31 protein-coding genes and 1 pseudogene are annotated in these 24,501 nt (G+C 44.4%); 29 read left to right on the top strand and 3 right to left on the bottom strand.

The features are described from left to right. Positions 1–36: 36 nt before the first annotated feature. The 7 genes from atpE to NYE49_RS18900 all read left to right on the top strand — a co-directional run bounded on the left by atpE (position 37) and on the right by NYE49_RS18900 (position 5,800). Positions 37–249 carry a F0F1 ATP synthase subunit C gene (gene atpE, locus NYE49_RS18930; RefSeq protein ID WP_003151167.1) on the top strand — a complete coding sequence of 71 codons (213 nt, stop codon included), beginning with the start codon at positions 37–39 and terminating at the stop codon, positions 247–249. 162 nt (positions 250–411) lie between these two features. Next, a complete protein-coding gene (atpF, locus tag NYE49_RS18925; RefSeq protein ID WP_003244051.1) occupies positions 412–924 on the top strand; it encodes a F0F1 ATP synthase subunit B in 513 nt (170 codons plus the stop codon). After that, positions 921–1,466: a F0F1 ATP synthase subunit delta gene (locus NYE49_RS18920; RefSeq protein ID WP_047183331.1), complete on the top strand. Its 546-nt coding sequence runs from the start codon at positions 921–923 to the stop codon at positions 1,464–1,466. Before atpF ends, NYE49_RS18920 begins: the two co-directional genes overlap by 4 nt. 16 nt (positions 1,467–1,482) lie before the next feature. Further along, the gene (gene atpA / locus NYE49_RS18915; protein ID WP_015384895.1) at positions 1,483–2,991 is read left to right on the top strand and encodes a F0F1 ATP synthase subunit alpha; all 1,509 of its coding nucleotides are present in this window, start codon (positions 1,483–1,485) and stop codon (positions 2,989–2,991) included. A gap of 76 nt (positions 2,992–3,067) precedes the next feature. Then, positions 3,068–3,931 (top strand): ATP synthase F1 subunit gamma, encoded by an 864-nt coding sequence (gene atpG / locus NYE49_RS18910; RefSeq protein WP_003244388.1) that lies wholly within the window; start codon positions 3,068–3,070, stop codon positions 3,929–3,931. A gap of 25 nt (positions 3,932–3,956) precedes the next feature. Continuing rightward, complete coding sequence (gene atpD, locus NYE49_RS18905) at positions 3,957–5,378, top strand: F0F1 ATP synthase subunit beta (protein WP_003227686.1); 1,422 nt, start codon at positions 3,957–3,959, stop codon at positions 5,376–5,378. 23 nt (positions 5,379–5,401) lie between these two features. Next, a complete protein-coding gene (locus tag NYE49_RS18900; protein WP_021480810.1) occupies positions 5,402–5,800 on the top strand; it encodes a F0F1 ATP synthase subunit epsilon in 399 nt (132 codons plus the stop codon). A gap of 33 nt (positions 5,801–5,833) precedes the next feature. Here the strand turns inward: NYE49_RS18900 and NYE49_RS18895 are convergent, their stop codons facing one another. Continuing rightward, positions 5,834–6,307 (bottom strand): hypothetical protein, encoded by a 474-nt coding sequence (locus tag NYE49_RS18895; protein ID WP_003243900.1) that lies wholly within the window; start codon positions 6,305–6,307, stop codon positions 5,834–5,836. 169 nt (positions 6,308–6,476) lie between these two features. On the opposite strand from NYE49_RS18895, the gene NYE49_RS18890 reads away from it, so the two are divergent. The 21 genes and pseudogenes from NYE49_RS18890 (at position 6,477) to NYE49_RS18790 (ending at position 21,456) form a co-directional block, all read left to right on the top strand. Continuing rightward, positions 6,477–6,707, top strand: a complete 231-nt coding sequence (locus NYE49_RS18890; protein WP_003227691.1) for a DUF1146 family protein — start codon at positions 6,477–6,479, stop codon at positions 6,705–6,707. A gap of 134 nt (positions 6,708–6,841) precedes the next feature. Further along, positions 6,842–7,582, top strand: coding sequence for a YwmB family TATA-box binding protein (locus NYE49_RS18885; RefSeq protein WP_019712590.1), 741 nt, complete (start codon positions 6,842–6,844; stop codon positions 7,580–7,582). Positions 7,583–7,615: 33 nt separating this feature from the next. Beyond that, positions 7,616–8,926, top strand: a complete 1,311-nt coding sequence (gene murA / locus NYE49_RS18880) for a UDP-N-acetylglucosamine 1-carboxyvinyltransferase (RefSeq protein ID WP_003227695.1) — start codon at positions 7,616–7,618, stop codon at positions 8,924–8,926. A gap of 195 nt (positions 8,927–9,121) precedes the next feature. Continuing rightward, entirely contained in the window at positions 9,122–10,153 is a 1,032-nt protein-coding gene (spoIID, locus tag NYE49_RS18875; protein WP_015384888.1) for a stage II sporulation protein D, read from the top strand. 385 nt (positions 10,154–10,538) lie between these two features. Continuing rightward, a complete protein-coding gene (locus NYE49_RS18870) occupies positions 10,539–11,222 on the top strand; it encodes a VWA domain-containing protein (RefSeq protein ID WP_003227700.1) in 684 nt (227 codons plus the stop codon). Between the two features lie 130 nt (positions 11,223–11,352). After that, a complete protein-coding gene (locus NYE49_RS18865) occupies positions 11,353–11,493 on the top strand; it encodes a hypothetical protein (RefSeq protein ID WP_144413664.1) in 141 nt (46 codons plus the stop codon). A 52-nt stretch (positions 11,494–11,545) separates the two neighbouring features. Then, positions 11,546–12,220, top strand: coding sequence for a VWA domain-containing protein (locus tag NYE49_RS18860; RefSeq protein ID WP_003243553.1), 675 nt, complete (start codon positions 11,546–11,548; stop codon positions 12,218–12,220). 94 nt (positions 12,221–12,314) lie between these two features. Continuing rightward, positions 12,315–12,476 (top strand): hypothetical protein, encoded by a 162-nt coding sequence (locus tag NYE49_RS18855; protein ID WP_003227706.1) that lies wholly within the window; start codon positions 12,315–12,317, stop codon positions 12,474–12,476. A 245-nt stretch (positions 12,477–12,721) separates the two neighbouring features. Then, positions 12,722–13,510, top strand: coding sequence for a formate dehydrogenase accessory sulfurtransferase FdhD (gene fdhD, locus NYE49_RS18850; protein ID WP_047183330.1), 789 nt, complete (start codon positions 12,722–12,724; stop codon positions 13,508–13,510). Between the two features lie 15 nt (positions 13,511–13,525). Then, the gene (gene moaA, locus NYE49_RS18845) at positions 13,526–14,551 is read left to right on the top strand and encodes a GTP 3',8-cyclase MoaA (RefSeq protein WP_015483814.1); all 1,026 of its coding nucleotides are present in this window, start codon (positions 13,526–13,528) and stop codon (positions 14,549–14,551) included. 192 nt (positions 14,552–14,743) lie between these two features. Then, positions 14,744–15,877 carry a response regulator aspartate phosphatase RapB gene (rapB, locus tag NYE49_RS18840; protein WP_047183329.1) on the top strand — a complete coding sequence of 378 codons (1,134 nt, stop codon included), beginning with the start codon at positions 14,744–14,746 and terminating at the stop codon, positions 15,875–15,877. Positions 15,878–16,031: 154 nt separating this feature from the next. Then, the gene (locus NYE49_RS18835) at positions 16,032–16,511 is read left to right on the top strand and encodes a hypothetical protein (protein WP_026113664.1); all 480 of its coding nucleotides are present in this window, start codon (positions 16,032–16,034) and stop codon (positions 16,509–16,511) included. A 72-nt stretch (positions 16,512–16,583) separates the two neighbouring features. Beyond that, positions 16,584–16,772, top strand: coding sequence for a stress response protein CsbD (csbD, locus tag NYE49_RS18830; RefSeq protein ID WP_003227718.1), 189 nt, complete (start codon positions 16,584–16,586; stop codon positions 16,770–16,772). A 212-nt stretch (positions 16,773–16,984) separates the two neighbouring features. After that, positions 16,985–17,141 (top strand): annotated as a pseudogene (locus NYE49_RS18825) (urea ABC transporter substrate-binding protein); the annotation flags it as partial. 152 nt (positions 17,142–17,293) lie between these two features. Further along, positions 17,294–17,362, top strand: a complete 69-nt coding sequence (locus NYE49_RS18820; protein ID WP_144486809.1) for a hypothetical protein — start codon at positions 17,294–17,296, stop codon at positions 17,360–17,362. A 137-nt stretch (positions 17,363–17,499) separates the two neighbouring features. Continuing rightward, positions 17,500–17,622 (top strand): hypothetical protein, encoded by a 123-nt coding sequence (locus tag NYE49_RS18815; protein WP_250540415.1) that lies wholly within the window; start codon positions 17,500–17,502, stop codon positions 17,620–17,622. Between the two features lie 194 nt (positions 17,623–17,816). Next, complete coding sequence (gene ureA, locus NYE49_RS18810) at positions 17,817–18,134, top strand: urease subunit gamma (RefSeq protein WP_003227724.1); 318 nt, start codon at positions 17,817–17,819, stop codon at positions 18,132–18,134. Next, the gene (gene ureB, locus NYE49_RS18805) at positions 18,131–18,505 is read left to right on the top strand and encodes an urease subunit beta (protein ID WP_015384879.1); all 375 of its coding nucleotides are present in this window, start codon (positions 18,131–18,133) and stop codon (positions 18,503–18,505) included. Before ureA ends, ureB begins: the two co-directional genes overlap by 4 nt. Further along, the gene (gene ureC, locus NYE49_RS18800; protein WP_047183328.1) at positions 18,502–20,211 is read left to right on the top strand and encodes an urease subunit alpha; all 1,710 of its coding nucleotides are present in this window, start codon (positions 18,502–18,504) and stop codon (positions 20,209–20,211) included. Before ureB ends, ureC begins: the two co-directional genes overlap by 4 nt. A 134-nt stretch (positions 20,212–20,345) precedes the next feature. After that, entirely contained in the window at positions 20,346–20,747 is a 402-nt protein-coding gene (locus NYE49_RS18795) for an Rrf2 family transcriptional regulator (protein ID WP_003227734.1), read from the top strand. A gap of 67 nt (positions 20,748–20,814) precedes the next feature. Then, entirely contained in the window at positions 20,815–21,456 is a 642-nt protein-coding gene (locus tag NYE49_RS18790) for an NAD(P)-dependent oxidoreductase (RefSeq protein ID WP_047183327.1), read from the top strand. 34 nt (positions 21,457–21,490) lie between these two features. On the opposite strand, the gene NYE49_RS18785 is transcribed toward NYE49_RS18790, so the two are convergent. Further along, positions 21,491–21,874, bottom strand: a complete 384-nt coding sequence (locus NYE49_RS18785) for a DUF5362 family protein (protein ID WP_014478231.1) — start codon at positions 21,872–21,874, stop codon at positions 21,491–21,493. A 144-nt stretch (positions 21,875–22,018) separates the two neighbouring features. Here NYE49_RS18785 and mta point away from each other — a divergent pair, with 144 nt between their 5' ends. Beyond that, on the top strand, positions 22,019–22,792 hold the full coding sequence (gene mta / locus NYE49_RS18780; protein WP_015483809.1) for a transcriptional activator Mta: 774 nt from the start codon (positions 22,019–22,021) through the stop codon (positions 22,790–22,792). A gap of 23 nt (positions 22,793–22,815) precedes the next feature. Here the strand turns inward: mta and cls are convergent, their stop codons facing one another. Then, entirely contained in the window at positions 22,816–24,264 is a 1,449-nt protein-coding gene (gene cls / locus NYE49_RS18775) for a cardiolipin synthase (protein WP_003243311.1), read from the bottom strand. Between the last annotated feature and the right edge of the window lie 237 nt (positions 24,265–24,501).

Below are 24,501 nucleotides of genomic sequence, written 5' to 3'. Positions count from 1 at the left end.
TCCAAACGGATAACATTTTAAAGGAGGAACTTTTTCATGAATTTAATAGCAGCTGCGATTGCAATTGGTTTAGGCGCACTTGGTGCAGGTATTGGTAACGGTTTGATTGTTTCACGTACGGTAGAGGGGATTGCCCGTCAGCCGGAAGCAGGTAAAGAACTGAGAACTCTTATGTTCATGGGTATCGCATTAGTTGAAGCCCTTCCTATTATCGCTGTCGTTATCGCATTCTTAGCGTTCTTTGGCTAAGCATAAAAGCCTTATATGAACTAAAAATGGCGAAGATCATTCCAAGAGAACCTTCGCCATTGCTTTATGTCTGATAAGCACCCCGCCTTGCCGGCTGAAAAGAGACAAGTGCGGCTGCTGGATCAGCAAAGAAAAACCTGCAGAAGGGAGTTGCCGTAGTAGATGTCTCAATTACCACTTGAACTAGGATTGTCGTTTAACGGCGGAGATATCCTGTTCCAACTGTTAGCTATGTTAATCTTATTAGCGCTTCTGAAGAAATACGCTTTAGGGCCGCTATTAAACATAATGAAACAGCGTGAAGACCACATCGCTGGAGAAATTACGTCTGCTGAAGAAAAAAATAAAGAAGCGCAGCAGCTGATTGAAGAGCAGCGCGTTCTTTTAAAAGAAGCAAGACAGGAATCCCAAACTCTTATCGAAAACGCAAAGAAACTGGGAGAGAAGCAAAAAGAAGAGATTATTCAGGCTGCACGTGCAGAATCTGAACGTCTGAAAGAAGCAGCAAGAACTGAAATCGTGAAGGAAAAAGAACAGGCGGTTTCTGCTCTCCGTGAGCAAGTAGCGTCTCTTTCTGTCATGATTGCGTCGAAAGTGATCGAAAAAGAACTGGATGAACAAGCTCAAGAGAAATTGATCCAGGACTATCTTAAAGAGGTAGGAGAAAGCCGATGAGTGGATCAGCTGTCTCTAAACGATATGCATCAGCTCTTTTTGATATAGCCAATGAGTCCGCTCAGCTGAATCAAGTAGAAGAAGAGCTAACTGTTGTAAAACAAGTATTTCAAAATGAAAAAGCGCTTAATGATGTGTTGAACCATCCGAAGGTGCCGGCTGCGAAGAAAAAAGAGCTGATTCAAAATGCATTTGGCTCTTTGTCACAGCCCGTCCTTAATACGATTTTTCTTTTGATTGACCGCCATCGTGCCGCGATTGTGCCTGAGCTCACAGATGAGTTTATCAAACTCGCAAACGAGGCCCGTCAAACAGAAGACGCAATCGTATATTCAGTGAAACCGCTGACGGATGCGGAAATGTTACCATTATCACAAGTGTTTGCCAAAAAAGCCGGAGTCGCTTCACTGAGAATCAGAAATGAAGTGCAGACGGATTTAATAGGCGGCATTAAAGTCCGCATTGGAAACCGGATTTATGACGGCAGCGTAAGCGGGAAGCTTCAGCGCATTGAACGTCAATTAGCCGGGGAAAATCGATAGAAGGGGTGAAACCTAAGTGAGCATCAAAGCTGAAGAGATTAGCACGCTGATAAAACAGCAAATACAAAATTATCAATCTGATATTGAAGTTCAAGACGTAGGTACAGTCATCCAAGTCGGTGACGGTATTGCTCGTGTGCACGGCCTTGACAACTGTATGGCCGGTGAACTTGTCGAATTTTCAAACGGTGTTTTGGGTATGGCTCAAAACCTTGAAGAATCAAACGTAGGTATCGTCATCTTAGGACCTTTCAGTGAGATCCGTGAGGGAGACGAAGTAAAAAGAACAGGCCGCATCATGGAGGTTCCTGTTGGTGAAGAGTTAATCGGCCGTATTGTAAATCCGTTAGGCCAGCCGGTAGACGGACTTGGCCCGATCCTTACAAGCAAAACTCGCCCGATTGAAAGCCCTGCACCAGGCGTTATGGACCGTAAATCCGTTCATGAACCGCTTCAAACCGGTATCAAAGCAATTGATGCACTGATTCCAATCGGCCGCGGCCAGCGTGAGCTGATCATCGGTGACCGTCAAACAGGTAAAACATCTGTTGCGATCGATGCGATCCTGAACCAAAAAGACCAAGACATGATCTGCGTATATGTTGCGATCGGTCAAAAAGAATCAACAGTCCGCGGCGTAGTAGAAACATTGCGTAAACACGGCGCGCTTGATTATACAATTGTTGTAACGGCGTCTGCGTCACAGCCGGCACCGCTTCTGTACCTGGCACCGTATGCTGGGGTTACAATGGCAGAAGAATTTATGTACAGCGGCAAGCACGTTCTTGTTGTATACGATGATCTTTCTAAACAAGCGGCTGCTTACCGTGAGCTGTCCTTGCTTCTTCGCCGTCCGCCAGGCCGTGAAGCGTTCCCTGGGGATGTATTCTATCTTCATTCCCGTCTGCTTGAGCGTGCAGCAAAGCTTAGCGACGCGAAAGGCGCAGGATCAATTACAGCTCTGCCGTTCGTAGAAACACAAGCCGGAGATATCTCTGCTTATATTCCGACGAACGTCATTTCCATCACTGACGGACAGATCTTCCTGCAATCTGATTTGTTCTTCTCAGGCGTACGTCCAGCGATCAACGCCGGATTGTCTGTATCCCGTGTCGGCGGCTCAGCGCAAATCAAAGCGATGAAAAAAGTATCAGGTACTTTGCGTCTTGACCTTGCGTCATACCGTGAGCTGGAAGCATTCGCTCAATTCGGTTCTGACCTCGACCAAGCGACTCAGGCAAAACTGAACCGCGGTGCGCGTACAGTTGAAGTGCTGAAGCAGGATCTGAACAAGCCGCTTCCGGTTGAAAAGCAAGTAGCCATTCTTTATGCGCTGACAAAAGGATATCTCGATGATATTCCTGTGGCGGATATCAGACGTTTTGAAGAAGAGTACTACATGTACCTTGACCAAAACCATAAAGACCTGCTTGACGGAATTGCGAAAACAGGAAACCTTCCTGCTGATGAAGACTTCAAAGCTGCACTCGAAGGCTTCAAACGCACATTTGCACCAAGCAACTAACTCGAATGCTGATGAGAGAAAAAGGTTCTCTTTTTCTCTCTTTTTACGCAGATGAAGAGAAAAGGTGGTGAAATCTTTGGCCTCATTACGCGATATTAAGTCAAGGATCACGTCAACGAAAAAAACAAGTCAGATTACAAAAGCCATGCAGATGGTATCTGCGGCTAAGCTGAATCGTGCTGAAAACAATGCAAAATCATTTGTGCCATATATGGATAAAATCCAAGAGGTTGTGTCAAACGTCGGAAGAGTTTCCGGCAACGTGAAGCACCCGATGCTTCTCAGCAGAGAAGTGAAAAAAACGGCATACCTTGTCATTACGTCTGACCGCGGTCTTGCCGGCGCTTTTAACAGTTCGGTTTTACGGAGTGCTTATCAGGCCATGCAAGAACGCCATCAGTCTAAGGATGAGTATGCGGTGATTGCCATCGGAAGAGTGGGCCGTGATTTCTTTAAAAAACGTGAGATTCCGATCATTTCCGAGTTAACAGGACTTGGGGATGAAGTAACGTTTACAGAAATTAAAGATCTTGCCCGTCAAACGATCCAAATGTTTATAGACGGTGCGTTTGATGAATTGCACCTTGTTTATAACCATTTTGTCAGCGCCATAACTCAAGAAGTAACGGAGAAAAAACTTCTGCCGTTATCTGATTTGGGCAGCGGCGGCGGAAAAAGAACGGCGTCTTATGAATTTGAACCATCTGAAGAGGAGGTTCTGGAGGTTTTGCTTCCTCAATATGCAGAAAGCTTAATCTTCGGTGCGCTTCTTGACAGTAAAGCAAGTGAGCACGCTGCAAGAATGACGGCGATGAAAAATGCGACAGACAACGCGAAGGAACTTATCGATTCACTTTCGCTTTCTTACAACCGCGCTCGCCAAGCAGCCATCACACAAGAAATTACGGAAATTGTCGGCGGAGCAGCCGCTTTAGAATAGAAAGATTTTGTCAGGAGGGATAGCGATGAAGAAAGGACGCGTTAGCCAGGTATTAGGACCGGTCGTCGATGTGCGTTTTGAAGACGGTCACTTGCCTGAAATTTATAATGCGATTAAAATTTCACAGCCAGCTGCAAGTGAAAACGAAGTAGGTATTGATTTGACGCTTGAGGTCGCTCTTCATTTAGGTGATGATACAGTCCGTACAATCGCAATGGCATCTACGGATGGTGTTCAGCGCGGTATGGAAGCTGTAGATACAGGAGCGCCAATCTCAGTACCGGTTGGTGATGTAACACTTGGACGTGTATTTAACGTTCTCGGAGAAAATATTGATTTGAATGAGCCGGTTCCTGCGGATGCGAAAAAGGATCCGATTCACAGACAGGCGCCTTCATTCGATCAGCTTTCAACAGAAGTTGAAATTCTTGAAACAGGTATTAAAGTTGTTGATTTGCTTGCTCCTTACATTAAGGGCGGTAAAATCGGATTGTTCGGTGGTGCCGGTGTAGGTAAAACCGTATTGATCCAGGAATTAATCAATAACATCGCGCAAGAGCACGGCGGTATCTCTGTATTCGCCGGCGTAGGAGAGCGTACTCGTGAAGGGAACGACCTTTTCTACGAAATGAGTGACTCTGGTGTAATCAACAAAACAGCCATGGTATTCGGACAAATGAACGAGCCGCCGGGCGCACGTATGCGTGTTGCTTTGACAGGCCTTACAATGGCTGAGCACTTCCGTGATGTACAAGGACAGGACGTACTGTTCTTCATCGATAACATTTTCCGTTTCACACAAGCGGGTTCAGAGGTTTCAGCCCTTCTTGGCCGTATGCCTTCAGCGGTTGGTTATCAGCCGACGCTTGCAACTGAGATGGGTCAGCTCCAAGAGCGTATCACGTCTACGAACGTTGGATCAGTTACATCTATCCAGGCGATCTACGTGCCTGCCGATGACTACACTGACCCGGCGCCGGCGACAACGTTCGCTCACTTGGATGCGACAACAAACCTTGAGCGTAAATTAACTGAAATGGGTATTTACCCTGCGGTTGATCCGTTGGCATCTACATCACGCGCCCTTGCTCCTGAAATTGTCGGAGAAGAGCATTATGCGGTTGCACGTGAAGTACAGTCAACGCTTCAGCGTTACAAAGAGCTTCAAGATATCATTGCGATTCTCGGTATGGATGAATTAGGCGAGGAAGACAAACTTGTCGTTCACCGCGCTCGCCGTATCCAGTTCTTCCTTTCTCAGAACTTCCACGTGGCTGAACAGTTCACTGGACAAAAAGGTTCTTACGTGCCTGTAAAAGAGACGGTACAAGGCTTCAAAGAAATCTTAGCCGGTAAATACGACCATCTTCCAGAAGATGCGTTCCGTCTTGTAGGCCGTATCGAAGAAGTTGTTGAGAAAGCAAAAGAAATGGGTGTAGAAGTTTAATCTGGTCCTAGGAGGGTAAAAGCATGAAGACCGTTAAAGTCAATATCGTTACTCCCGACGGCCCAGTATACGATGCGGATATCGAAATGGTGAGTGTGAGAGCCGAAAGCGGCGATCTCGGTATTTTGCCAGGCCATATTCCAACCGTGGCTCCTCTTAAAATCGGCGCTGTCCGTCTGAAAAAAGACGGGCAGACTGAAATGGTTGCCGTCAGCGGCGGATTTGTCGAAGTCCGTCCTGATCAGGTCACCATCCTTGCCCAGGCTGCCGAGACAGCAGAAGGCATCGATAAAGAGCGCGCTGAAGCTGCACGCCAGCGGGCGCAGGAGCGTTTGAATACTCAATCAGATGATACTGACATTCGTCGGGCTGAGCTTGCGTTACAGCGGGCTTTGAACAGATTGGATGTAGCAGGGAAATAAGAAAAAATCCTTCTCTTTATGAGAAGGATTTTTTTATGAACGCACAAGAGAATCAAACAGCGATAACAGCGGGCGATCCTCTTTTGGACGCAGGTATAAACCATCACAGGCATTCATTGTATGCCACGATTTGCGATGTCTTCTAAAGCCAAGTGTATAAGCGCCGTCTTTATAGGGATAAGGTTTTACAACCCATTCAGCATCTTCATGGCGGGCAATCACGCAATCTATAAGATAAACACTGATCATTTTCTCGAATTCTTCAATAGGAAGATTCCAATCAGCAAGCAAAAGCTCTTGTATACTTTGAAAATAAAGGTTTTCAAGCTCTTCAAGGCTTTCTCTCGTATAGGTAAGAGAAATGTTAAAAAACTGACACAATTCATTCAGTTCTTCAATCTGTGACTGTCTATAATCATAATAGAATGCAATTGCTTCCCATTCCTGATCAAAAATTGGCAGGTCCTCACCATATTGCTTTTCAGGCTGAAAAAAAGAATGATTCACATTTGCCAGCTCCTTTCCAATAAAGTATACCATGTAAAAGAATCGCACTTTAAGCGGGGATTAGCCCTAGATTTGGGTGATTATTCCGTTCTGTATAAAATGTATCATCTTTATCTGTGCTTCTTATATAATAAGAAAGGGTATGAACGCAGAGAAAGGAGTGTAATAGATGAGTGTATTGGGACAGCAGGCTGCAATCGGCATTGTCGTTCACCTGATTTTTATAGCAGTGACTTGGTGGGCGTTGCAAGCCGTCAATATAGATCCGTTAATCAAAAAAGGCAAAGTCGTGCAGGCAAGACTCCTGATGATTTTGCTGACAATTGCCATTGGAACGGCCGTTGCCAATTTCTTTTTAGATTATCTCAATTATTCACAGCAGCTTCCCTATCTATTTTAATAGGTTTTGAACATTATTATCATTAAATGGTTGGGAGAAGCGGGTTGAAGCGAATAGCTCGAGTTTTGACGAAGATTTTTACGTATGGCGCCTCTTGCCTCCGGTAAAACTGGGGATAAGGGGGAGAGATGAACATGAAGAAAAAACAAGTAAGCCACGCTATTATCATTTCCGTCATGTTAAGCTTCGTCATTGCTGTTTTCCATACCATTCATGCGAGTGAATTAACGCCGTTAGCACAAATGGCAGAGGGGATGGAACGCCAAGATGTGTCAATAGATAAGTGGACATTGCATGCAAAACAAAACATGTCACTGACCGAAAAAGAATTTTATCAAAAAGTGCAACGTTTAAAATCAGAGTATCGTCAATATGATTGGACGATTGCACAGGAAGATAAAGTCGTAAAGGCAATTGGCACATATACTGACAAAAAAAATCGTACTTCTTTTAGACTGCAGCTTGTCACAACCCTCAAAAAACACAATCCAACTTCGTATTTATTATATGAGCAAATGAGTCTAGAGACACCGGATAGCTGGAATGATACATATGAACAGTTTGAACGGGAGACACTTGGGATATTCCAAGAAAAAGTAGTTATTTTTACTTGTCTAAATGGTCACTTAGATGATAATATGAATATTGTTTTGCAAAAAAAAGCAAATCAGTTATTAAATGAATTTCAAGCAAGATCAGTAGAACATGTAGTTGAGCCAAATTTCGTTTCTATTTCTGCGTTTACAGATGAGTGGGAAGAGTACATTATGACCTCGAAACATAAAATGAATTTGCAAATTGCACTTAGAAGTGCAGGAATGGGCGGAAAACATACCGTTACGGTTGGCACACCAATCGTTACGACTGAATATTAATATAGAGAATTTAGGGACGCGGAGGGGAATACCTTGGAAAAAATCATCGTCCGCGGCGGTCAGAAGTTAAACGGCACAGTCAAAGTTGAAGGCGCTAAAAATGCCGTTTTACCTGTTATCGCTGCATCTTTATTAGCAAGTGAAGAAAAAAGCGTAATTTGTGATGTACCTACGCTCTCCGATGTATATACAATTAACGAAGTGTTGCGTCATTTAGGAGCAGATGTGCATTTTGAAAATAATGAAGTGACTGTAAATGCTTCATACGCTTTGCAAACTGAAGCACCTTTTGAATATGTTCGTAAAATGCGTGCGTCTGTGCTTGTCATGGGGCCGCTTCTTGCGCGTACAGGTCATGCAAGAGTTGCACTTCCGGGCGGATGCGCAATTGGTTCCAGACCGATTGATCAGCATTTAAAAGGTTTTGAAGCAATGGGCGCAGAAATCAAAGTCGGTAATGGCTTCATTGAAGCTGAAGTAAAAGGCCGACTGCAAGGCGCAAAAATTTATCTGGACTTCCCAAGTGTAGGAGCTACAGAGAACCTGATTATGGCAGCCGCTCTAGCTGAAGGAACAACAACGCTGGAAAACGTGGCAAAAGAACCCGAAATCGTTGATTTAGCAAACTATATCAACGGCATGGGCGGAAAAATCCGCGGAGCTGGCACCGGCACCATCAAAATTGAAGGAGTCGAAAAGCTTCACGGTGTAAAACACCATATTATTCCTGACCGTATTGAAGCGGGCACATTTATGGTTGCTGCTGCAATCACTGAAGGAAACGTATTAGTAAAAGGAGCGGTTCCTGAGCACCTCACCTCTTTAATTGCAAAAATGGAAGAGATGGGTGTAACAATTAAGGATGAAGGTGAAGGTCTGCGTGTCATCGGCCCGAAAGAACTTAAACCGATTGACATCAAAACAATGCCTCACCCGGGCTTCCCGACTGATATGCAGTCACAAATGATGGCGCTTCTGCTTCGTGCAAGCGGCACAAGCATGATTACAGAAACCGTTTTTGAAAACCGTTTTATGCATGCGGAAGAATTCCGCCGTATGAATGGTGATATCAAGATTGAAGGACGTTCTGTCATCATTAACGGTCCTGTACAGCTTCAGGGAGCTGAAGTTGCAGCGACTGATTTGCGTGCAGGTGCAGCGCTGATTCTTGCGGGGTTAGTGGCTGAAGGTCACACACGTGTTACTGAATTGAAGCACTTAGACCGCGGTTACGTTGATTTCCATCAGAAGCTTGCCGCTCTGGGCGCAGACATCGAACGTGTAAATGATGAGTCTGCTTCTGAGCAAGAGAATAAAGAAGTCGTTTCTGACTTAAATGCATAAACTTACTTGAAAATCAGTATGTCACTCTGGCATACTGGTTTTTTATTTTTTGTGTATTATCATCATTATGCGCAAAATAGCAAAAAAGAATACGTAAATGACAAATAAAGTTTCTGTCCAAAACGAGAGTCATATTAGCTTGTCCCTGCCCATAGACTAGACTAGAGTCGAATCCCGAGCAGGAGGCAGCTGAATATGAAACAATTCGCAATCACACTATCCGTACTATGTGCATTGATTCTCTTGGTTCCCACACTCTTGGTTATACCATTCCAGCATAATAAGGAAGCGGGGGCCAGCGTAGAATCAGAAAAGACAGCAGTCAGCACGAAACCAGCATCGAAAGGAGCAGAAACATTGAAAGCATCACCTGTTTCTATTCCCGTCTATCGAACCGCAAATCAATCCGTAGAAGACATTCCGCTTGAAGAGTATGTGATTGGAGTCGTCGCCTCCGAAATGCCGGCAACCTTTGAATCTGAAGCACTGAAAGCCCAGGCCCTCGCCGCCAGAACATTTATTGTCAGACTGATGGTGTCGAATTCAGCGGTTGAGGCTCCTAAAGGCTCATTGGTGGATGATACACAGATGTTCCAGGTGTATAAAAACAAAGCGGAGCTGAAAAAACAGTGGGGCACAAGCTATGAGACAAAACTGAAGAAAATCACAGCTGCGGTAGCCAGTACGCAAGGCAAAATCTTAACGTACAACAACCAGCCGATTGAAGCCTCCTTTTTCTCCACAAGCAACGGCTACACAGAGAATGCAGAAGCTTATTGGACAAGTGCTATCCCATATTTAAAAAGCGTCAAAAGCCCTTGGGATAAAAAGTCTCCGAAATATATGGCAACGAAAACCTTTACAGCGGCAGAATTTCAGCAAAAACTTGGCGTCAAGCTGGATGGATCTAGCGCAGTAGGGAAGATTACCGGCGAGACACCGGGCCACCAGGTCGCAACTGCCGTCATTAACGGCAAGACGCTGAAAGGAAGAGACATACGTGAAAAGCTGGGTCTCAACTCCGCCGATTTTGAATGGAAGCGGAATGGAGACACAATTACAGTCACGACGAGAGGATTTGGCCACGGTGTGGGGATGAGCCAATACGGAGCGAATTTTATGGCCAAAGAAGGCAAAACGGTTGATGACATTGTAAAGTACTATTACCAAGGCACACAAATTTCTGAGGCAGATGCGTTTTTGAATAAATATATGGCGAAAAAATAGAAAAAGACGCTCTTTGGGCGTCTTTTTCTGTTCCTGAATGTCTTTTATCTAAGAGCAGCTGAAACGGTTTAGAGGAGCTTCTGACCGTCTTTAAGGATCAGTCCTTTTTTCCTGATTTCAGGCTTTGAGATTGTGGTAAAGTCATCCACATTTGTCGACAGACTTCGACAGACTCATATAACGAAAGCCGAAAGGCGGACAATCTTCTCTTTTCATAGGGGCGTTGGGTGGAAATCACTAATAAAAACATAGGTTTCTATGCAAAAGTAAACAACAGCAATGGGGAAGCCCGCCCTATTTATTTCTCGGTTTTTGTTGATTACGATAGATTATGTTCAGCGTTGAACATCTGCACGCAGAAACAAATTGGTAAAGGGGTACGAACATGAAGAAAAGATTTTCACTGATCATGATGACAGGATTGCTTTTTGGATTAACTTCACCTGCTTTTGCAGCTGAAAAGACAGAAACGGAGGCTAAAGCGCCGGCGAACGTGGCGGTCTTGCTTGATGCCAGCGGAAGTATGGCGAAAAGAATAGACGGTGTATCTAAATTTAATTCAGCCAAAAAAGAAATTTCAAAGTTTGCGAGCTCACTGCCAGAAGGAACTCAGGTGAAAATGAGCGTGTTTGGCTCTGAAGGAAACAATAAAAATTCCGGAAAAGTTCAGTCATGTGAAGCCATTCGCAACGTATACGGCTTCCAAAGCTTTAACGAGCAAAGCTTCCTCAATTCTCTCAATACAATTGGGCCGACTGGCTGGACGCCAATTGCCAAAGCGCTGAACGAGGCGAAATCTTCTTTTGACCAGCTTGATGCAAAAGGGGAAAAAGTGGTGTATCTGTTGACAGACGGTGAGGAAACGTGCGGAGGAAACCCGATTAAAACAGCAAAGGAACTGCAAAAAGACAATATCACTGTTAATGTGATCGGCTTTGATTATAAAGAGGGATACAAAGGCCAGCTGAACGCAATTGCGAAAGTAGGCGGCGGTGAATACTTCCCGGCTTATACCCAAAAAGATGTTGAGAAAATTTTCACTCAGCAATCACTAATGTTATCTAAATAAGAAAAAAGAGGCTGGTGATGGTCAGCCTCTTTTTGTATGTAACAAAAACTTCAAAACTAATTAGCTGTCAGCCTGTAGCATAGTAGCAGATTTCCGTTTTTCTGTCATAATCAAGGCGAAAAAAGAATGAATGATCACACAATCTGTTTATGCTTTCTGGGTGGAAATGTCTAAAAATGAACGGCATTTCAAGCGATTTTGGACAGATCGTGAAAGCAGCACAAAAGGCAGCATGTCCTATATCTTTTTGCATTTTCGTATTCTAGCATAAAGAAGAATCCAACATATAGTTGGAAAATATGAAAAAGAAAGGAAGTAATCATATGAAAAAGTTGCTGGCTGCCGGTATCATTGGATTGTTGACTGTTTCCATTGCCTCCCCGTCTTTTGCCGCTGAGAAACAGGCTGATACAAATGTAGCTGTTTTGTTTGACGGAAGCGGAAGCATGGTTCAAAAAACAGGAGGAGAGCGCAAAATAGACATTGCCAAAAAATCAGTAAAATCTTTTGCCGAACTTCTTCCGAAGGATACAAATCTTATGCTTCGCGTTTTCGGGCATGCAGGGAACAATAAACTGTCCGGTAAAGCCCTTTCGTGCAGTACGACGGAAACCATTTACGGCCTTCATCCATATGAAGGGTCTCTGTTTGACAATTCATTGAGTGAGCTCAAGCCGACTGGATGGACACCGATTGCCAAAGCACTTGCAGACACAAGAAAAGAATTTGAAGCATTTGACGCAGACGGGAAAAACGTGGTGTATTTAATCACTGACGGTGAAGAAACGTGCGGCGGAGACCCTGCGGCAGAAATCGAAAAGCTCCGTGCATCAAATGTGGATACGATTGTAAACATCATTGGCTTCAACTTTGATGTCAAGGGTAATGAAGAGATGAAACAAGCAGCTGTCGCTGGCGGCGGAGAATATATTTCAGCGAACAGTGCGGATGAGTTCGAACAGGCTTGGGAAAAAGAAGCACAAAAATTTACTGAGTAAGGAACCTAAAGATCAGGCGCTCCCCCAGGCGCCTTTTTTTATTGGTTTAAAAACAGTTTGGGCGGGAATGATACCCTAAAAAGGGGTTGAACATATGAAATTATTCGGAATGATTTTTCTTATAGCCACCGTTGCATTCATATTGCTTGGTGTTCTTCTAAAACTGGCAGCCTTCTTTTTTGTCAGCATTCTCACCTTGATCGCAGCTATTGTGCTGTTTACGGTTCTGAAAAAGAATCAGCATAATCAAACATAGAGTCCTTTATACAGAGGTGTCTCAGCGTGTCGACAAACCCCGCGTTCGTTGTCAATGCACATTGGTGCTCACGTGTTATAAAAGGAACGGCGGCTAAATGCTTAGGCGCCCTGCCTAAACACCGCCGTCATCACATCCTGTGAAAGCCCTTTATATAGAGGGCTCTTTTTGTGTCTCAGAATTCGACAAAATCCGAGGAGTGTGAAAAAATATAAAGGCAGGAACATTGCGGAGGGGAAGAGACATTGAACGATAAAGTAACTGCGGTCAGGGATGTATGGCGCTATGAACAAGGGGAAATAAGCAAAGTAGAAGACCGGATGGTGACGGAATTCCCTTTGACAGTGATACTGAATGGCAGTGAATTTGTGACGCTCGTTTGTACGCCTGAGCATATCGAAGAGCTTGTCATCGGATTTCTCGCATCAGAGGGTGTTATACGATTTCAAAAAGAAATTAAAAGGTTTACAATAGATGAAAGTCTCGGTTTTGTATATGTCGACCTCGTTCACCCTGAGACATTGGATCAAAAGGATTATACGAAACGGGTGATCGGCTCATGTTGCGGAAAGGGCCGTCATTTTTATTTTCAGCAGGATGTCAAAACAGCCAAGACGGCTGTCAGCCAAATCAAGATATCGCCTGAGGCATGTTTGGCGCTTATGAAAGACATGCAGCAAGGGAGCGGGACGTTTCAGGATACGGGAGGCGTCCATAATGCGGCGCTTTGCGACACAGAGAAGCTTCTGTTGATGCGCACAGATATCGGTCGGCACAACGCACTTGATAAACTATACGGACACTGCCTTCTAAACGGGATGTCCGTACGTGACAAACTGATTGTGTTCAGCGGCAGAATCTCATCAGAGGTCCTGTTAAAAGCGGCCAAAATCGGCGTGTCGATTGTCATTTCCAAATCGGCCCCGACGGAGCTTGCGGTTCAAATGGCTGAAGAATTGAATATCACAGCGATTGGATTTGTCAGAAACGGATCATTTAATGTATATACACACCCTGAGAGAATCAGGGGATAGGAAGGGGCTGTAGCTATGATTACAGAGTCGCGTCAGATGTTGGATAAAAGAAACAGACCGCTGAGAGACCTTCGCATTTCTGTTACAGACCGCTGCAACTTCCGATGCACGTACTGTATGCCCGCCGAATTATTCGGTCCGGATTATCCTTTTTTAAAGAAAGAGGAGCTGCTTTCATTTGAGGAGCTGGAACGGCTTGCGACATTGTTTGTCACAAGATTTGGCGTTGAAAAAATCCGCCTGACCGGCGGAGAGCCCCTCATGAGAAAGGATATGCCGGAGTTAATCAAAAAACTGGCCCGCATACCGGGTATTCGTGACATCGCGATGACGACAAACGGATCACTGCTGCCTGTTTATGCAAAGAGGCTCAAGGAGGCTGGGCTGAAAAGGGTTACGATCAGCCTTGATTCTTTAGAAGACGAGCGTTTTAAGAAGATAAACGGGCGCGGTGTTTCTGTCAGCAAGGTGCTGGAAGGCATTGAAGCGGCGAAGCAAGCGGGGCTCGGTGTTAAAATCAATATGGTCGTTCAAAAGGGCGTCAATGAAAAAGATATACTGCCTATGGCCCGTTATTTTAAAGAAAAAGGGCATATCCTGAGATTCATAGAATTTATGGACGTAGGCAACACCAACCAATGGGAAAAGAAAGACGTCATGACAAAGGCGGAAATCATAGATTTGATCAATGAACACATGCCGGTTGAGCCGATAGCGCCTAATTATATAGGCGAAGTGGCTTCCAGATTCCGCTACTTGGACGGCTCCGGAGAAATCGGCGTCATATCATCTGTATCTGATGCGTTCTGCGGATCTTGCAACAGAGCCCGTCTTTCTGCGAGAGGAGAGCTGTTTACCTGCTTATTCGCTTCAAGCGGATTTGACCTCAGAGCTCCGGTTCGCCAGGAATTAAGTGATGACGAACTATCAGAAATGATCGGGACAGTATGGAAAAATCGGATCGATCAGTATTCAGTCGATCGTACGCTATCAAAAGCATCTGGCAAAAAGAAAGTGGAAATGTCTTATATTGGCGGTTAATTTGAAGTCAAAAGCTTATCGGCACTGTCCGATAAGCTTTTTTTATTAGAATCCGAGTGCAAAAAATACGTATAAAAACCGAAATATATAAGGATAGGCATAAAGAAGGAATCATTGTAAGAAAATTTAATTCCAAAGCCATACATTATGATAAAATATAACCAATTAGAAAATAGAAAGGGTTGGAGGGGCATGGCCGCGTACGAGATCCCGTCATCTCAAGTAGGAGTGAAAATCAATAAGTGGTATAAGCACATTTTAGCATTTCAAGTGGCTGATGCCGTAAAGCTGAAAGAAGAAATTGATCTAGATATCGAACAGATGGAAGAGGATCAGCTGCTTCTCCTGTATTATCAGCTGATCAGCTACCGGCACCAAATTATGCTGGATTATGTAAAGCCTGACCTGCACGAGGAATCTCAGCTTCAATATCGTGAATTGATCAAAACGCTGGAAAGCAATCAGGACAGCATCTCCGGATTATCTGAGTATTATTTTCACTTGTTTAGAGGAATGTACGAATTTGAACAGAACAATTACATCTCGGCTATATCCTTTTATCGGAAAGCTGAGAAGATGCTTGCGTTTGTAGAAGATGAAATTGAAAGAGCGGAATTTCATTTTAAAGTGGCGGAAGTCTTTTATATTATGAAGCAGACGCACTTTTCCATGAACCACGCCGTACAGGCGCTGGAGACGTATAAGGCTAATGATTTTTACAGAGTCAGAAGAATTCAATGTCATTTTGTCATATCAGGAAACTACATTGACTACAGAAATTATGAAAAAGCGCTTGAACATTTAGATGACGCGTATCGCCTTGCTTTATTGGAAGGACAGCCCCGTTTGATCGGATCAGCCCTTTATAATATTGGGAATTGCTATGATGACAAGGGGGAGCTGGATCAGGCCGCCGAATCCTTTGAAAAAGCGCTTCCTGTCTTCGAGGATTATCAGCTGGAACAGCTTCCAAAAGCGCTCTTCAGCCTGACTCGCGTTCTTTTCAAAAAACAAGATAGCGAAGCCGCGATGCGGTACTATGAAAAAGGGATTGCCATTGCCCAAAAACGAAACGACTTCTTCAGTCTGGCAAAATATAAATTTCTGCAGGCTTTATATGTGGAATCTGTCAATTTGGATATGATTCAAGAAGTATTTAATTATATGGAAGAAAAGGGCCTGTACGTATATATTGAAGAATTTGCTTTAGATGCTGCCTCCTATTTCAGTCATCGCGAACAATATAAAGAAGCGGTGTATTTTTATGAAAAAGCGGTCAGCATGAGAGAGATGATTCAAAGGAACGATTGCTTATATGAAGTATGAGACAAAACCATCTGCTGGCAGATGGTTTTTTTTATGCAAAAAAAGGGGAGCATCGGAACGTTTATTTCCGGGGAGAACAGGAAAAATCGCTACAGCACTGTTTTTTGAACAAAAGCCGTTTTGGGATGCAGATCTGCACGTGAGGGGGAATTCAATGTTTGGTTTTAATGATATGGTGAAGTTTCTGTGGTCTTTCCTCATTGTTCTGCCGCTTGTACAGATTATACATGTTTCAGGGCACAGCTTTATGGCTTTTATTTTTGGCGGAAAAGGATCGTTGGATATAGGCATGGGAAAAACGCTGCTTAAAATTGGACCTATACGGTTCAGAACGATTTATTTTATCGATTCTTTTTGCCGGTACGGGGAGTTGAAAATTGACAATCGATTCTCACATGCACTCGTGTATGCAGGGGGCTGCTTGTTTAACCTCATCACGATTTTTGCAATCAATCTGCTGATTATACACAGTGTATTAAAGCCGAATGTGTTTTTCTATCAGTTTGTCTATTTTTCTACGTATTATGTGTTTTTTGCCCTGCTGCCGGTCCGATATTCGGAGAAAAAGTCATCAGACGGGCTGGCGATATACAAGGTGCTCCGTTACGGAGAGCGCTACGAAATCGATAAATAACATTAGAATGTTTATTGCCTCTCAGATCGGGAAGGTAACAAGTACACACATAATTGAGAGGGGAGAATTAACATGGGTAACGATAGTGTAAAAGACAAAATGAAGGGCGGCTTCAATAAAGCCAAAGGAGAAGTGAAGGATAAAGTCGGAGATATGGCTGACAGAACGGACATGCAGGCTGAAGGCAAAAAAGATAAGGCGAAAGGCGAAATCCAAAAGGATATCGGGAAAGCCAAGGATAAATTTTCAGATAAAGATTAATCGTACGGAAGAGGCAGGAAACGAAATGTTTCTTGTCTTTTTTTGTTCGCTTTTTCTGATGTGAATAAATATAACAAAAAAAGAAACTGATTTGGTCAAGGTAACTAAATTTTTTAAATATTCTTTGAATTAATAGGCCTCTTCTATATAATAATGACATAAGTTGTAAAGTTTTATAACATCATTTGGAGAAATCAAACAAAGGGGTTTTGATGACGGAATGTACTGCACCGAAGAAAGTGTCGGAAGCCAGCGGGAGTGCGAAAAAACAGTTAATATCGACACAAGCGGGATTCAGTGAAGGTCGGGATTCTTCACTCGTTAAGCCGAACGGTGGCGATCAGCGAAGTGACCGTCTATGCTGCGGAGTAAATGGCAATAGTCGGGTTCTCGGTATCGTGGAGGACGGCGCCTCAGACTGGCCTCCATGCCATGCTTCCGGTTGCGGAGCAAAACAACGGGCTGCCATCAGGAATGTAACGTCTGGTTATGATCAATCGATGGTTTAGCACAGCCTCAGCATGGAGGTTCACCCGGGGCAGATTGTCGCTGTATTAGGCCGAAATGGAGTCGGCCAATCCACTTCATAGGCCTGCTTCCGGCTAAACAGGGGGGCTATTTGTTTTAATCAAACGTTTGTTCAAAACGAAAAGGCGGTCAACAGCAGCAGCTTGCAATCGCCAGAGCGCTGATGGTAAATCCGAAAAATATTTTACTTGATTAACCATTGGAAGGAATTCAGATTTCAATTGTCGAACTAGTCAGACAAGTTATTATAGAAATTTCCAGAAAAAAAGACATTTGTTATCTTAGTCGAGCACAGTCTGGAAAACGCGTTAATCTGTGCTGACTATCTTTCTGTAATCGACAGGGGAACGGTTGTTGACCATGGCAAGGCTGATGAAGAATCGGCATGCCGCTTTGAAAGGCACCCTACCGTATGACCCCCATTCTCGAAGAAAGGGAGGTGATGTCCCGCCTGCATGCTCCACAAATTCGTAGTAACCGCATCCGCTTTGTATGACAAAAGAAGGAGGATTACAGATGAAACTGACACCGGTTGAACAAGAAAAATTGCTCATTTTTGCAGCGGGGGAATTAGCCAAACAGCGAAAGGCGCGGGGCGTTCTGCTGAACTATCCTGAGGCTGCTGCTTATATCACCTGCTTTATTATGGAAGGCGCACGTGATGGGAAGGGAGTAGCAGAGCTGATGGAAGCCGGCCGCCATGTATTAACGGAAAAAGATGTGATGGAGGGTGTGCCTGAGATGCTGGACAGCATTCAGGTGGAGGCCACATTTCCGGATGGAGTAAAGCTTGTTACGGTACATCAGCCAATTTCTGCGGAGGTGAAGTCATGAAGCCGGGAGCATTTCAAATTGCTGTGGGAACCATTACGATTAATGAAGGCCGTGAGATACGGGAGGTAACGGTAAAAAACACCGGATCACGCTCCATTCAAGTCGGTTCGCATTTTCATTTTGCGGAGGCCAACGGGGCTTTATTATTTGACCGTGAGCTGGCGATTGGCATGCGTCTTGATGTTCCATCAGGCACGTCGGTCCGTTTTGAGCCGGGAGAGCAGAAAACGGTCTCACTAGTGGAAATTAGAGGGCGCAAGACAATTAGAGGGCTGAACGGAATGGCCGACACGTTTATCGATGAACGCGGCAAAGAAAAAACGTTGGCCAACTTAAAACAAGCAGGCTGGATGGAGGGTGTAATCCGATGAAAATGTCACGGGAGGAATATGCGGAACTGTTTGGCCCGACAACGGGCGATAAAATCAGATTGGGCGACACGGATTTATGGATCGAAGTCGAAAAGGATTTCACAGTATATGGTGAAGAAATGATCTTTGGCGGCGGAAAAACAATCCGCGACGGCATGGGCCAAAACGGCAGAATCACAGGGAAGGACGGCGCTTTGGATTTGGTTATCACCAACGTCGTGCTATTGGATTACACAGGCATTGTCAAAGCGGATATCGGTGTGAAAGACGGCCGGATTGTCGGTGTCGGAAAAAGCGGAAATCCTGATATCATGGATGGAGTCGATCCGCACATGGTCATCGGAGCGGGGACAGAGGTGATTTCCGGTGAAGGCAAAATTTTAACAGCTGGGGGAGTGGACACGCACATTCATTTTATTTGTCCTCAGCAGATGGAAGTTGCGCTTTCTTCAGGTGTGACGACCCTTTTGGGAGGCGGAACAGGACCCGCTACAGGAAGCAAAGCGACAACATGTACGTCCGGGGCGTGGTATATGGCGAGGATGCTGGAAGCGGCCGAGGAGTTTCCGATCAATGTCGGCTTCTTAGGAAAAGGGAATGCATCCGATAAAGCGCCGCTGATCGAGCAGGTGGAAGCGGGCGCCATCGGCCTTAAGCTTCATGAAGACTGGGGCACGACGCCAAGCGCCATTAAAACGTGTATGGAAGTTGTGGACGAGGCTGATATTCAAGTTGCCATCCATACCGATACGATTAACGAAGCGGGCTTTTTGGAAAACACGCTCGACGCGATCGGGGACCGGGTCATTCATACTTATCACATAGAAGGGGCAGGCGGCGGCCATGCCCCGGATATTATGAAGCTCGCCTCTTACGCGAACATTCTGCCGTCATCTACAACGCCAACCATTCCTTATACCGTTAATACGATGGATGAGCATCTTGACATGATGATGGTCTGCCACCATTTAGATGCGAAAGTGCCTGAAGATGTGGCGTTCAGCCATTCCAGAATCAGGGCGGCGACGATTGCCGCGGAGGATATTCTCCATGATATCGGTGCGATCAGCATGACATCATCGGATTCCCAAGCGATGGGGCGGGTCGGTGAAGTGATCATCCGAACATGGCAGGTAGCCGATAAAATGAAAAAACAGCGCGGCGCTCTTGCCGGCGAAAACGGGAATGACAATGTGCGCGCAAAACGGTACATTGCCAAATACACGATTAATCCGGCAATTACGCACGGGCTCAGCCATGAGGTCGGCTCGGTGGAAAAAGGGAAGCTTGCTGATCTCGTTCTGTGGGACCCGGTATTTTTCGGCGTAAAACCGGAACTGGTCTTAAAGGGCGGCATGATTGCACGTGCGCAAATGGGAGATCCGAACGCGTCCATCCCGACTCCTGAACCGGTTTTCATGCGCCAAATGTATGCGTCTTACGGAAAAGCCAACCGCTCAACATCGATTACATTTATGTCTCAGGCAAGCATAGAGCGTGGTGTAGCGGAAAGCTTAGGGCTGGAAAAAAGGATTTCTCCAGTCAAAAATATCAGAAAGCTGAGCAAGCTGGATATGAAGCTGAACTCGGCTTTGCCGAAGATTGAGATTGATCCAAAAACCTATCAGGTCTTTGCTGACGGGGAGGAGTTGTCTTGCCAGCCTGTCGATTATGTCCCCCTTGGACAAAGATATTTCTTATTCTGATAAGACGCGGCCGGAGTGCATCCGGCCGTTCTATTGACTAAAAACGGTGCACAAAACAAGTGTATTTAGTGTATATTAGATGTTGACAAACGAATCAAATGTAACTATTATAGTTACAACGGTGGTGAAAAAACATGATTAACAGCCGTCTTGCTGTTGCCATTCATATTTTATCCCTCATCTCGATGGATGAAAAAACATCTTCAGAAATCATTGCTGACAGTGTCAACACAAATCCGGTAGTTGTGAGAAGAATGATCAGCCTGCTGAAAAAAGCTGATATTCTCACATCACGCGCCGGGGTGCCGGGTGCAAGCCTCAAAAAAGATCCTGCTGATATTTCTCTTTTAGAAGTGTATCGGGCTGTCCAAAAGCAAGAAGAACTCTTTGCGGTTCATGAAAACCCGAATCCGAAATGTCCGGTAGGGAAAAAAATTCAGAACGCTCTGGATGAAACGTTTGAAAGTGTGCAAAGAGCGATGGAAAATGAACTGGCAAGCAAGTCATTAAAAGATGTTATGAATCATCTCTTTTAATCAAAAGGGATGACTTCTCACCGCTAACATGTAACTAAAATTGTTACAAATAAGGAGGAAATGAAAAATGAAAATTGGTATTATAGGCGCAAGCGGGAAAGCGGGAAACGAGATTTTGAAAGAAGCGAAAACAAGAGGCCATGAAGTGACAGCCATCGTCAGAAACGCTTCAAAAGTGCAGGAGCTGGACGTAGCGATTTTGGAAAAAGATGTGTTTGAACTGACTGCGGAAGACATCAAGTCTTTCGACGCGGTCGTAAACGCTTTTGGAGCAGCACCCGGCCAAGAACATCTTCATGTTGAAGCAGGAAGAGCACTCATCAGCATCTTAAAGGACGCGAAGCACACAAGATTGCTTGTTGTTGGCGGAGCGGGAAGCCTGTTTGTTGATGAAGCCAAAACAACCCGTTTAATGGATACGCCGGAATTTCCAAAAGAATATTTGCCAACTGCATCAAATCAAGGCGAGAACCTGAAAGATTTGCAGCAGACAGACTCTATTTCCTGGACGTTCCTCAGTCCTGCGGCATTTTTTGATCCAGCAGGAAAACGGACTGGCTCTTACCAAAAAGGAAAAGACAATGTCATCGTAAATGCAAAAGGCGACAGCTATATCAGCTATGCAGATTATGCCATTGCCGTGTTGGATGAGCTTGAACATCCTGAACACAAAAATGAACGCTTCACAGTGGTAAGCGAAGCGGAATAATAAAAAACCCGGAGCCAGCTCCGGGTTTTTCTCATTAATAAGTGCTGTACGTATCGCTGAAAAGGCCGTCAGCAATCCCAAGCATTAAAAAGATGAAGAAGGCGATAATCGCAAGAATGGATACAGCAATGCTTACGATCAAATAAATCCCTTGCATCTTTACGAATTTCGCGTAATTCTCCAGCATTAAGTCTTCAGACTGTCCGCTATTGTGTTCAGCCATTTGGCCTGCTTCCCTAGCTGACCTCATCAAAAAGATACCGGAAATAATTTGCAGTACGCCTGGCACGGCACCGATTAGAAAAATGAACGCGCCTGAAAGCGCGGTAATTGCGCCCATAATAATAAATAAAATGCCTGTAGCTTTTCCCCATTTCGAAATGCTGATGAGGGTTTTGTTCATTGTTTCAGGATTCATGTATACTGGCTCCCCTTTACAAAAAAATACTCACTTTTCTTTTATACACTATTTGTGAGAAGTTTTGTATATAGAAAATAACATTTTGGGGATTGACCCTAACGTTGCGTGATTGTTTACGATAAAAAAGAGGAGGTGTTATGTATGAAATATCAAGTTAAACAAGTGGCGGAGATATCAGGTGTTAGCATTCGGACGCTTCATCACTATGACAATATTGAGCTTCTGAATCCTTCAGCGCTTACTGATGCTGGGTATCGTTTGTACAGTGACGCAGACCTGGAAAGACTGCAACAGATTTTATTTTTCAAGGAAATCGGGTTTCGTTTGGATGAAATTAAAGAGATGCTGGATCATCCGAATTTTGACCGGAAAGCGGCACTTCAGTCGCAAAAGGAGATATTGATGAAGAAAAAACAAAGAATGGATGAGATGATTCAAACAATTGACAGGACGCTTTTGTCCGTTGATGGAGGGGAAACGATGAATAAGAGGGATTTATTTGCCGGATTAAGCATGAAAGACATTGAAGAGCACCAGCAGACATACGCTGATGAAGTCAGAAAGCTGTATGGAAAGGAAATCGCAGAAGAAACAGAGAAAAGGACATCTGCATACTCGGCAGATGATTGGCGAACGATCATGGCTGAATTTGATTCGATTTACAGACGAATTGCGGCGCGAATGAAGCATGGGCCCGATGATGCAGAGGTTCAGGCCGCAGTGGGGGCATTTCGCGATCATATTTGCCAATATCATTACGATTGCACACTCGACATTTTCAGAGGACTCGGGGAAGTGTATATCACTGACGAGCGATTTACCGATTCAATCAATCAATATGGAGAAGGTCTTGCCGCTTTTTTGCGGGAGGCAATCATCATTTACTGTGACCATCAGGAAAACCCCCGGCCGTAAAGGCCGGGGGTTTTTGGCGCATCTTATAAGATCGGCGACAACAGCCGCGAGACGGATTCTTTTATTCGAATCCACAACGGGCGCTGCAGATACTCCTCATAGGTGAATTTTCTGGATACTAGCAAATCTTCTTTAAAAGTTGAAACCAGTTTTTTAGCAATGGTGATATCGTAAATAAATGCATTAACCTCAAAATTCAGCCTGAAGCTTCGGACATCAATGTTCGCTGTGCCGACTGAAGCGATTTCGTCATCCACCACGATGGTTTTCGCGTGAATAAAGCCGTTATCGTAAATATAGACAGTGGCTCCGGCTTTCAGCAGATCGCCGATATACGAAAGTGTCGCCCAGTATACAAAGGCGTGATCGGGCTTGTTCGGAATCATAATGTTAACGTCAATGCCCGAAAGGCAAGCGATCCTTAAAGCATCCAGCAGGCTTGCATCTGGGATAAAATAAGGTGTTTGTATCAAAATGGAACGCTTGGCGTTTGAAATCATTTTGATGTAGCCATTTTTAATTTGTTCCCATTCCGAATCAGGGCCGCTTGTGACAATCTGCATCCCGACGTTGCCTTTTGGGCCGTAATCAGGAAAGTGATTTGGAATATATGTCAGCGTATGGTGATGAGAAGCTTGGTTCCAGTCAAGGATGAACCGTGTTTGGATGGCGTGCACGGCCGTTCCTTGCAGCCGGATATGCGTATCCCGCCAATAACCGAATTTCGGATTAAGCCCTAGATACTCATCTCCGACGTTAAAACCTCCGACATAACCGGTCATACCGTCTATGATCACAAGCTTTCGATGGTTCCGGTAATTCAGCCGCAGGTTAATCGGCCTGAGCTTTGACGGGAAAAAGACCTCCACATGCCCGCCAGCCTCGCGAAGCTCTTTAAAAAACTTTTTTCTCAGCGTTCTGGACCCGAGTTCATCATAAAGCACTCTGACCTGAACACCTTCTTTCGCCTTTTGGATGAGAGCGTCGCGCAATTTTTTGCCTAATTCATCGCCTTTATAAATATAATACTGTAAATGGATATGATCCTTAGCCTTTGAAATGTCACTCAGCAGCCGCTGAAATTTATCCCGTCCATCTGTAATGACGTCAACTGAATTATCCTCTGTAAACACAGCATGGTTATTCATAATCAGCATATAAATTAAATCTTTGTTATCAAAGGTTGCCCGGTTGTTAAACTGAAATTGCTTGGTTTCTAAATCTTCAAGCTGATGCTTCAGCAGCCTTTCAATTCCAATCTTTTTCCGGTCTTCCCATTGAAACAAATGCTTGCGTCTGAGATTATGGCCGAATAATAAGTATAAAATAAAGCCTAAAACGGGAATAAAGAAAAGAACAAGCAGCCACGCCCAAGATGCACTGGCATCGCGCCGTTCTTTGAAGATGACAATGATGGCCAAAAGAATATTTAAAATGAAAAAAAGTGATAAAAGGATGGAAGAAATACTCACTTTGTAACCCCGCTCATTCATATTTATCAAGAAGATTGCCATTAGTATTCCATGAATAACAGTGATCTGATTCCCATTACAAATTATAACACTCACATTTTAAAAGAATAAAGAGCGGCGATCCAGATTCTTCGTGAAAAATACGGGCAGATTTCTTTAAAACCAGCTTGCACCTGCGTTAAAATAAACACATATGATAACGTTCGTGAAGCTTGAAACATCAAATAAAGGGGGAGG

It is taken from the genome of Bacillus sp. FSL L8-0358, from assembly GCF_038593095.1.
Classification (GTDB): Bacteria; Bacillota; Bacilli; order Bacillales; family Bacillaceae; genus Bacillus; species Bacillus subtilis.
This window is presented reverse-complemented; position numbering and strand designations above follow the sequence as displayed.